The 9,278-nt window shown below is 74.6% G+C and carries 9 protein-coding genes; 5 read left to right on the top strand and 4 right to left on the bottom strand.

The genetic code is table 11. From position 1 onward, the window contains the following. The 3 genes from DZG00_RS17315 to DZG00_RS08530 all read left to right on the top strand — a co-directional run. Nucleotides 1–740, top strand: a 740-nt coding sequence (locus DZG00_RS17315) for a LuxR C-terminal-related transcriptional regulator (RefSeq protein WP_233550106.1), incomplete at its 5' end; no start/stop codon positions are given. 116 nt (nt 741–856) lie between these two features. Further along, nucleotides 857–3,004, top strand: coding sequence for a bifunctional metallophosphatase/5'-nucleotidase (locus tag DZG00_RS08525; protein WP_119382946.1), 2,148 nt, complete (start codon nt 857–859; stop codon nt 3,002–3,004). Nucleotides 3,005–3,109: 105 nt separating this feature from the next. Next, complete coding sequence (locus tag DZG00_RS08530) at nt 3,110–4,537, top strand: amidase (RefSeq protein ID WP_119455532.1); 1,428 nt, start codon at nt 3,110–3,112, stop codon at nt 4,535–4,537. A 9-nt stretch (nt 4,538–4,546) separates the two neighbouring features. Here the strand turns inward: DZG00_RS08530 and DZG00_RS08535 are convergent, their stop codons facing one another. Continuing rightward, a complete protein-coding gene (locus tag DZG00_RS08535) occupies nt 4,547–5,284 on the bottom strand; it encodes a sulfite exporter TauE/SafE family protein (RefSeq protein ID WP_119382952.1) in 738 nt (245 codons plus the stop codon). A gap of 131 nt (nt 5,285–5,415) precedes the next feature. On the opposite strand from DZG00_RS08535, the gene DZG00_RS08540 reads away from it, so the two are divergent. Both DZG00_RS08540 and DZG00_RS08545 read left to right on the top strand, forming a co-directional pair. Beyond that, nucleotides 5,416–6,357 carry a siderophore-interacting protein gene (locus DZG00_RS08540; RefSeq protein ID WP_119382951.1) on the top strand — a complete coding sequence of 314 codons (942 nt, stop codon included), beginning with the start codon at nt 5,416–5,418 and terminating at the stop codon, nt 6,355–6,357. A gap of 2 nt (nt 6,358–6,359) precedes the next feature. Then, nucleotides 6,360–6,764, top strand: a complete 405-nt coding sequence (locus DZG00_RS08545) for an SIP domain-containing protein (RefSeq protein ID WP_119455533.1) — start codon at nt 6,360–6,362, stop codon at nt 6,762–6,764. 35 nt (nt 6,765–6,799) lie between these two features. Here DZG00_RS08545 and DZG00_RS08550 read toward each other — a convergent pair whose 3' ends face one another. The 3 genes from DZG00_RS08550 to DZG00_RS08560 all read right to left on the bottom strand — a co-directional run. Beyond that, entirely contained in the window at nt 6,800–7,678 is an 879-nt protein-coding gene (locus tag DZG00_RS08550; protein WP_119455534.1) for an SDR family NAD(P)-dependent oxidoreductase, read from the bottom strand. Beyond that, complete coding sequence (locus tag DZG00_RS08555) at nt 7,675–8,067, bottom strand: Fe-S oxidoreductase (RefSeq protein WP_119383057.1); 393 nt, start codon at nt 8,065–8,067, stop codon at nt 7,675–7,677. The genes DZG00_RS08550 and DZG00_RS08555 overlap by 4 nt, the downstream gene beginning before the upstream one ends. Then, nucleotides 8,064–9,278: dihydrolipoyl dehydrogenase family protein (locus tag DZG00_RS08560; protein ID WP_147359955.1), on the bottom strand; the 1,215-nt coding region annotated here is incomplete at its 5' end. The genes DZG00_RS08555 and DZG00_RS08560, both read right to left, overlap by 4 nt.

Genomic DNA, 9,278 nt, shown 5'->3' on the forward strand with positions numbered 1-9,278 from the left:
CCACCACCCTCGAGTCGCTGCTCGCCGTCCTCAGATCGAGCCGCACGGGCGACGCGGCCGCCCGCCAGACCGCCGCCGACCTCGCCACCAACGCCATGGTCGAGCTGCGCGCCGCGAGCGACCGCGACCGCTCCCTCGGCGAGGAGCCCGTCGCGCGCGCCTTCGCCCGGCTGCGCGACGACCTCCGCCCGCTCGTGCGCTTCCGCGACCTCGACGTGCAGTTCGTCGAGCCGCCCGTGGACGGCCGTGCGCTCCCCGGCGAGGTCGCGCACGCGGGCCGGGCCATCGTGCGGGGCGCCGTGCTCGCGCTCGTCGAGCAGCCGGACGTGACGCGCGTGCGGATCCAGTGGGACTGCGACGGCAGCAACCTGCTCGTCGGGATCCGCGACGACGGCGCGGGGGCCACCACCGCCGACCTCGACGCGCTCCGCCGCCTCACCGACCGCGTCGCCGCGCTCGACGGCGCGCTCGACGTGACGGCGACGCCCGGCTGGGGATCCGAGATCGCCGTGCGCCTGCCGCTCGACGCGCCCGCCGCGGGCCTCGACGCCGCGGGGGAGGCGGGGCTCAGCGCGCGCGAGCGGGAGGTGCTCGCGCTGGTCGCCGGCGGATCCCGCAACCGCGCCATCGCGACGGCCCTCGGGATCAGCGAGAACACGGTGAAGTTCCACGTCGCGAACCTGCTGCGGAAGATGGGCGCGTCGACGCGCGCGGAGCTCGCGGGGCTCGTGCGCGGCTGACCCGCGGCCCGCCGGGCGCGGGAGCGCTCGGAGCGGATCCGGGAGTTAACCCCACGGAAACCTCAGCTCCGTAAGGTATTGATCACCGCCGCCCGCCCGAACGAGGATGTCCCCGCATGCGCCCTGCCCCCACCCGCCGCCCGTCCGGGGCCGCGCGCTCCGGCGCCCTCGCCCTCGTGGCGGGCCTCTCCGCCACCGCGGTCCTCGGCCTCGGCGCCGCGCCCGCGTCAGCAACCGAGGGTGACGTCGCGATCGACGTCTACTCGATCAACGACTTCCACGGCCGCCTCGAGACCACCTCGTCGACCGCGGGTGCCGCCGTGATCTCCGGCGCGTTCCAGCAGGCGAAGGCCGAGAACCCGAACAGCACGCTGATCTCCGCGGGCGACAACATCGGCGCGAGCACCTTCACCTCGCTGTCGCAAGCCGACGAGCCGACGCTGGATGCGCTGAACGCCATGGGCGTCTCCGTCTCCACGCTCGGCAACCACGAGTTCGACCAGGGCCGCGACGACGTCGACGACCGGGTCGTCCCCGCGTCCGACTTCCCCTACATCTCGGCGAACCTCTACGAGAAGGGCACGACGGACCACGCGTACGCGGCCTACGACGTGCAGGACTTCGACGGCGTGCGCGTCGCGTTCGTCGGCGCCACGACCGAGGCGCTGCCGGAGCTCGTGAGCCCGGCCGGACTCGCGACCCTCGACGTCGGCAGCGTCGTGGACGCGTCCACGGCGACCGCCCGCGCGCTCCGCGACGGCGACGAGGCGAACGGCGAGGCCGACGTGGTCGTCCTCGTCGTGCACGAGGGGGCGTCCACCTCCGACGAGGCCTCGCTCACCGACGACTCGGTATTCGGCCGCATCGTCACGGGCGTGCAGGCCGACGTCGACGCCGTGGTCTCCGGCCACACGCACCTCGGCTACGACTACGAGCTGCCCGTCGCGGGGAAGGCCCTCCCGCTGCCCGTCCTGCAGACCGGCAGCTACGGCACGAACCTCGGGCACCTGTCGCTCACGGTGGATCCCGCCACGAAGGCGCTCACGTCCATCAGCTCCGAGCTCGTCCCGCTCCTCACAGCCGAGGGCGAGCCGGCGTTCCCGGCGGATCCCGCGGTGCAGCGCATCGTCGACGACGCGGTCGCGAAGGCCGAGGTCATCGGCAGCCGCACGGTCGGCGAGATCACGGGCGACATCACGCGGGCCCGCCAGGCCGACGGCGAGGAGAACCGCGGCGGCGAGTCCACCATCGGCAACCTCGTGGCCGACGCGCAGCTGTGGGCCACGCAGGAGGATCTCGGCACCGAGATCGCCTTCATGAACCCGGGCGGCATCCGCCAGGACCTGAACGTCGCTTCCTCGGGCGCGGGCGACTCCGAGGGCGAGGTGACCTACAAGGAGGCCGCCATCGTGCAGCCGTTCGCCAACACGCTCACGACCGCGAAGATCACGGGCGCGGGCGTCAAGGCCGTGCTCGAGCAGCAGTGGCAGCCCGAGGGATCGTCGCGCCCGTTCCTCAAGCTCGGCCTCTCGCGCGACCTCACCTACACGTACGACCCGACGGCCGCGCGCGGCGAGCGGATCACGGGCGTGTTCTTCCAGGGCGAGCCGGTGGATCCCGCGCGCGTCTTCACGATGGTGGCCAACAGCTTCCTCGCGGAGGGCGGCGACAACTTCACCGAGCTCGGCAACACGACCGAGCAGAGCGACTCCGGCCGCGTCGACCTCACCGCATTCGTGGACTACATCACCGAGTACACGCCCGTCGAGCCCGACTCCGCGACGCGCTCCATCGGGATCGTCGACACCACGGGCGCCGCGCCCGCGGCCGGCCAGGAGCGCTCCTACGAGCTGTCCTCGCTGCTCATCTCGAACGCGCCCGTGCAGGACACCGAGGTCGTGACCCTGATCGACGGCCAGGAGGTCGCGCGCACGCCGATCGACGCCGCCGTGGTCGACACGACCGACGAGCAGGGCCGCGCGAGCGTCCGGTTCACCGTCCCGGCCGACCTCGCCGCGGGATCGCACCAGCTCGCGTTCCTGCTGCCGAGCACGGGCGCCTCGGTGCTCTACGCGCTCGACACGGCCGCCGGATCCGTCGTCCCGTCGGGCACGGGCGTGGTGCCCGCGCCGAGCTCGGAGCCGACGCTCGCGGCGACCGGATCCGAGTCCGGCCCCGTGCTCGGCACCTCGCTCGCCGCGTTCGCGCTGGGCCTCGCGCTCGTCGCGTTCCGCCGCCGGATGTCGGCGGCCGCGCGCCGCTGACGCGAGCGGACCCCGTGACGGGGCGGGTGCCGGACGACCGGCGCCCGCCCCGTCCGCGCATCCGCCGCCGGTCGGCCCGCGGCGCCCCCGGCCTACGCTGGGACGGTGTTCGAACTCCACCACCTCAGCGCCCAAGACCTGTGGGACCAGCTCCAGCGCGGCGAGGTCACCCCGACCGAGCTCGTGACCCACTACCTCGAGCGCATCGAGCGGCTGGATCCGGGTCTCGGCGCCTTCACGACCGTCACCGCCGACCGCGCCCTCGAGCGCGCACGGCACGTGGAGCGCGAGGTGCCGCGCACCGCGCCGCTGTGGGGTCTGCCGTTCGGCGACAAGGACCTGTCCGAGCGCGCCGGCGTCCGCACCACGTTCGGCTCGCGCCTCTTCCGCGACCACGTCTCCGACCGCACCGACGCGATCCCGCAGGCGCTCGACGATTCGGGCGGCATCAGCCTCGGCAAGACCAGCGCGCCCGAGTTCGGGCTGCCGTCGTACACGGAGAGCCTCGTCGCGCCGCCCGCGCGCACCCCGTGGGACACGACGCGCGGCGCCGGCGGATCCAGCGGGGGAGCGGCCGTGGCCGTCGCCGCCGGCCTGCTGCCGTTCGCGCCGGGATCCGACGGCGGCGGCTCGGTGCGCATCCCCGCGGCCGCCACCGGGCTCGTCGGGCTCAAGCCGTCGCGTGGCCTCGTGCCCGCGGGAACCGGCCAGGAGTCGCTCGCCGGCCTCGTCGTGCCCGGGCCGCTCGCCCGCAGCGTCGCGGACGCGGCCATGCTGCTCGACGCGATGATCGGCCGGGTCAACGGGCGCATCCCGCACCCCTTCACGCTGCGCGCGCCCGAGGATCCCGACGGCGACCTGCTGGGCGCGGCCGTACGCGGCGAGGGCCGGTTCCAGATCGGCGTGATGACCACGACCCCGTGGGACGACGCCTACGAGATCGTGCGGGATCCGTCGGCGGACGACGCGCTCGCCGTCGCCGTCCGCGAGCTGGCGACCATCGGCCACGGCCTGGAGGACCTCGCGCTCCGCCCGGATCCCACCTACGCGCCCGCGTTCCGCACCATCTGGCAGGCGGGCGCCGCCGGGATCCCCGCCGAGGGCGCAGACCTCGACCTCCTCGAGCCGCTCACCCGCTGGCTCGTCGAGCGCGGCCGATCCCTCACCGCCCGCGACCTCGCCCGCGCGCTCGCGCAGCTCGCCGCCTACGAGCGCAGCGTCATCGCGCAGTTCGCGCACGTGGACGCCGTGCTCACGCCGGCCCTCGCGCAGGAGCCGCGGCCGATCGGCTGGTACGACGCCGACGACGGCGAGCGGAACTTCGCGCAGCAGGTGCAGTACACGCCCTACACGTCGTTCGCGAACGTCACGGGCCTGCCCGCGATCACGCTGCCTGTGCACCTCACCGACGACGGCCTGCCGATGGGCGTGCAGCTCATCGGGAAGCCGGGCGGAGAGGCGACGCTCCTCGCGATCGGCCGCCAGCTGGAGCGGCGCCTGCACTGGCAGCGGCGGCACCCGCCGCAGTGGTGAGCGGCAGGATCAGAGGAGTCCGCTCACGCCGTTGACGATCGCCGAGACCGCGCCGCCGAACGCGAGCACCACGACGGCCGCGCGGGCACCGCGCGTCGGGATGCGGGGGCCGAGGAGCGTGCCGGCGCCGATCCCCGCGAGCATCGCCACGATGATCCCGACCCATGCGGCCGTCCCCAGGTCCGGCCAGCGCTCCGGCGCGATGACGAGCTTCGTGAGGAGCGACGAGGCCCCGATCGTGACGAAGAACGGCTGGAGCGTGGCCGCGAACGCGCGCTGCTCCCATCGGCTCACGACCGCGTAGACGCTGAGGCTCGGCCCGCCGATCCCGGCGGCCGCGTTCATGACGCCCGACGCGAAGCCGAAGCCCGCCATGACGCCCGGCCCGTCGATCACGCGCGCCGTGCGGCGGAGCGCGAGCGAGGTGGAGAGGGCCGCGACGAGCAGCAGGCCGATCCCGATCTCGAGCGCCTCGTCCGGCAGCAGGGAGGCGAGGAGCGCGCCCGGCACGATCCCCACGAGCGCCGGTCCGGCGAGGAACAGGTAGCGCCGCCACTCCACGTGCCGGCGGACGCCCGCGAGGATGATCGCCGCGGAGAGCGCGCCGCACAGGTTCACGATGAGCACGCCGTCGAAGGGGCCCAGCAGGATCACGAGCACGGGCGAGACGACGAGCGCGAAGCCGAGGCCGGTGACCCGCTGCGCCACGGCCCCGACGAACACGGCGGCGAGGACGAGGGCGGTCACCCTGACATCCTCCCGTGGATCCGTGCCCGGATCCGCCGCCCGACCTCGACCCATGAGGTAAGGCATGCCATACTTAGGCTGTGCTTACCTCCACCGCGACCCTCGCCAGCAGCACGGCAGAAGCCTCGGCCGTGGTCGAGGAGCAACCCGCGGTCGAGCGTCCCGCCTACCGGCCGTTCGCGGCGCGCGTGGCCCGCATCGAGCGACTGAGCCCGACGTTCCTCCGGATCACGTTCCAGAGCGACGACCTCCGCGACTTCGGCGACGAGTGCCTCGACCAGCGCATCAAGCTGCTGCTGCCCGTCGCCGAGCACGGCCTGCCCGACCTCTCCGGCGTCGGTGGCGACGACTGGTTCGCCTGGTGGCGCGCGCTGCCCGACGCCGAGCGCAACCCGCTCCGCACCTACACCTCCCGCGCCGTCCGCCGCGAGCTCGGCGAGGTCGACGTGGACTTCGCGCTGCACGGCGACATGGGCCCCGCGTCCCGCTGGGCCGGATCAGCGCAGCCCGGCGACGAGATGGTGATCATCGGCCCCGACGCCCTCAGCCCCGCCCGCGGCCTCGGCATCGAGTGGCACCCGGGCGCTGCCCGCTCGCTGCTCCTCGCGGGTGACGAGACGGCCGCGCCCGCCATCTGCAACATCCTGTCCTCCCTCCCGGACGACGCGGTCGGCTGCGCGTTCATCGAGGTGCCCGTCACGGGCGACCGCCTCGACGTCCGCGTGCCGAAGGGCGTGAACCTCACCTGGCTGCCGCGCGACGGTCGCCCGAACGGATCTCGCCTCGAGGAGGCCGTGCGCCACTGGGTCGACTGCCATGTGAAGGTCGGCGCCATCCCGACCCCCGAGGTCGCGCTCGCCGACGCCGCGCAGCCGCTCGCGGAGGACGACGCGGAGGGCATCGTCTGGGACGCGCCCGTCGTCCACGAGGGCTCGACGCTCTACGCGTGGCTCGCGGGGGAGTCCGGCTGCATCAAGGCCATGCGCCGCTTCCTCGTGCGCGACACCGGGATCGACCGCCGCCAGGTCGCGTTCATGGGCTACTGGCGCGCCGGCGCGGCCGAGGGATCCTGACCATGGCCGGAGCGACCCGCTCGCGCACGCGCAACGCCGTGAAGCGCCAGGTGTTGCTCGTCACCGACGAGACCGGCCTCGCCCAGACGCAGGCCGCGCTCGACGCGCTGCCGCTGTGCACGCGCGGCAGCGTCTTCGTCGAGGTGCCGGACGCGTCCGTCGAGGTCGCGCTCGCGCACCCGCCGCGCATGGTCGTCACCGTCATCGCCCGCGAGGGCCGCGGAGCCGACGGCGCACCCGCCGAGCCCATGACCGCGGTCGCCCGAGCTGTCGGCGCGTGGGCCAGCGAGATGATGGTGTTCGCCGCGCCGATCTCCGACGAGCACCCGGTCACCGAGGTCAGCGTGCTGCTCGGCGGCCACGTCGGCGGCCACGACGACCTGCTGCACCTGCTCGCGACGCGCTGACGCGGGTCCGCCGCTCGCGGCCGCTCGCGCAGGGCTCAGCGCCGGACGGATCCGCCCGTGCCCGCCGCGAGGTCCAGCGCCGCCCACAGGTCGCGCCCGAGCTGCCGGTCGGCGGCCTGCGCGGTCGTCCTCCCGTCGGGCGTGAGCTGGTCGAAGTAGGTGCCGTTCGGCGCCGCGATGTCGGGTACCGACGCGAGCTGCACGAGGGGCACGGCGCCCGCCTCGGCCGAGATGCCGTACGCGCCCATCGAGAGCGCGAGCACGGCCTTCATCACGGTGCTGTCGGATCCGAACGACGTGCGCACGAGCCCGGGGTGGAACGAGCACGCCTGGATGCCCCGCGGGCCGACGCGCTCGGCGAGCGTGCGCATCATCAGGATCATCATCGCCTTGGACGTGCCGTAGGCCTGCCAGCCGCCCAGCCACGGGCGCTTCCGCCAGTCGAGGTCGTCGAGGCGCACGCGGCCCCACAGGTTCGCGCGGCTCGCGGTGCCGATGACGCGCACCGGGCTCTCCTCGGCGCGGAGCGCGTCCTGCGTCTCCTCGAGCCGCGGCAGCAGCAGGCGCGTGAGGAGGTACGGGGCGAGGACGTTGCGCTGGAACGTGGTCTCGTGTCCGTCGACCGTCATGGCGCGGCGCGGCACCAGGCTGCCGGCGTTGAGGGCGAGCACGTGGATCCGCGGGCACGTCCCGAGCAGCGTCGCCGCCAGCGCGCGCACCTCGTCGAGGCGGTCCATGTCGGCGAGGACGTGCCGCGCGCCCAGCTCGGCGGCGAGGCCGCGCGTGCGCTCCGGGTCGCGCCCGACCACGACCACGTCGGCGCCGCGCTCGTGCAGCTCCCGCGCGGCGATGCGGCCGATGCCGGAGCTCGCGCCCGTGATGACGACGGTGCGGCCGTCGAGCGGTCCGGTCACCGGTAGCCGCCCTTCTCGAGGCCGGCCTCGATCTCGAACCGGTTGCGCAGCGGATCCCGCCCCGCCCACCAGTAGAGCAGCGGCATCAGCAGGCCGTACCGCCGCCACTGGACGACGTGCACGGCCTCGTGCTCGAGCACCGCGGGGCCGGCGTTGTCGCGCGTGAGGTAGACGCGGCCGACGCACGTGCCGCCGCGCCCGAAGACCCAAGCCGGCAGCCCGGTGAGGACGATGAGGTCGCCCTGCCGGCGCACCTCGCCCGTGCTGAGCGGCAGGCCGATCGCGAGCCCGACGACGGTGGCGACGCCGCTGCCCGCGCGCGAGAGCGGCGAGTCCAGCAGGACGCCGCGGACCGCGCCCGCGACGGCGCCGAGCCCGGCCCGGATCACGCGGTCGGCCGCCCGTACGTCTCGAGCAGGCGCAGCCACACCTCGCTGATGGTCGGGTACGACGGCACCGCGTGCCAGAGGCGCGTGAGCGGCACCTCGCCCACGACGGCGATGGTCGCGGAGTGCAGGAGCTCGGCGACATCGGGGCCCACGAAGGTGGCGCCGACGATCACGCCGCGGTCCTCGTCGACCACCATGCGCGCCTGGCCCGTGTAGCCGTCCGCGTGCAGGCTCGAGCCGGCGATGGATCCGAGGTCGTAGTCGACGACGCGCGTGCGGAGACGCGCGTCCTCTGCCGCCTTCGCGGTGAGGCCCACGCTCGCGACCTCCGGGTCGGTGAACGTGACCTGCGGGACGGCGCGGTGGTCGGCCGTCGCGACGTGCACGCCCCAGGGCGAGTCGTCCACGGTGCCGCCGGTGGCGCGCGCGGCGATGACGTCGCCGGCTGCCCGCGCCTGGTACTTGCCCTGGTGGGTGAGGAGCGCGCGGTGGTTGACGTCGCCGACCGCGTACAGCCACGGCGTCTCCGCGTTCACGTCGCCCGTGACGAGCATCGTGTCGTCCACGTCGAGGTAGGCGCCGGGCTCGAGGCCCACGGTGTCGAGGCCGAGGTCGTCGGTGCGCGGGGTGCGGCCGGTGGCGACGAGCACCTCGGCGGCCGTGACGGCGGATCCGTCGGACAGCTCCACGGTGACCTCGTCGCCGTCGCGCGTCACGCGGGAGGGGGAGGCGCCGAGGCGCACGTCGACGCCCATCTCCTTGAGGCTGTCGGCGACGAGCTCGCCCGCGAACGGCTCCTGCCCGCCGAGCAGGCCGCTGCGCGCGACGATCGTGACGGCGCTGCCGAGCGACGCGTACGCGGTGGCCATCTCGGCCGCGACCACGCCGCCGCCGATGACGACGATCGAGATCGGCACGATCTCCGCGCTGGTGGCCTCCCGGCTCGTCCAGGGCTGGGCCTCGGCGAGACCGGGGATGTCGGGGAGGAGCGCCGCGGTGCCGGTGCTCACGGCGACGGCGTGCGTCGCCTCGTGCTCGGTCGTGGATCCGTCGGGCGCGGTGACCGTGACGCGTCGCGGCCCGGAGATGCGGCCGTGGCCGCGCGCGAGGTCGATGCCGATGCCCTCGAGCCAGCTCACCTGGCCCTCGTCGGACCAGGAGCTGGTGAACGAGTCGCGGCGCTTCAGCACGGCTGCCACGTCGAGGTCGCC

The organism is Clavibacter lycopersici, assembly GCF_003576405.1.
Taxonomy (GTDB): Bacteria; Actinomycetota; Actinomycetes; order Actinomycetales; family Microbacteriaceae; genus Clavibacter; species Clavibacter lycopersici.

What these genes read in the sequence shown, in the direction of transcription:
- DZG00_RS08525 (WP_119382946.1), top strand. Translation starts at nt 857, where the DNA reads ATGCGCCCTGCCCCCACCCGCCGCCCGTCCGGGGCCGCGCGCTCCGGC.
- DZG00_RS08545 (WP_119455533.1), top strand. Translation starts at nt 6,360, where the DNA reads ATGGCCGGAGCGACCCGCTCGCGCACGCGCAACGCCGTGAAGCGCCAG.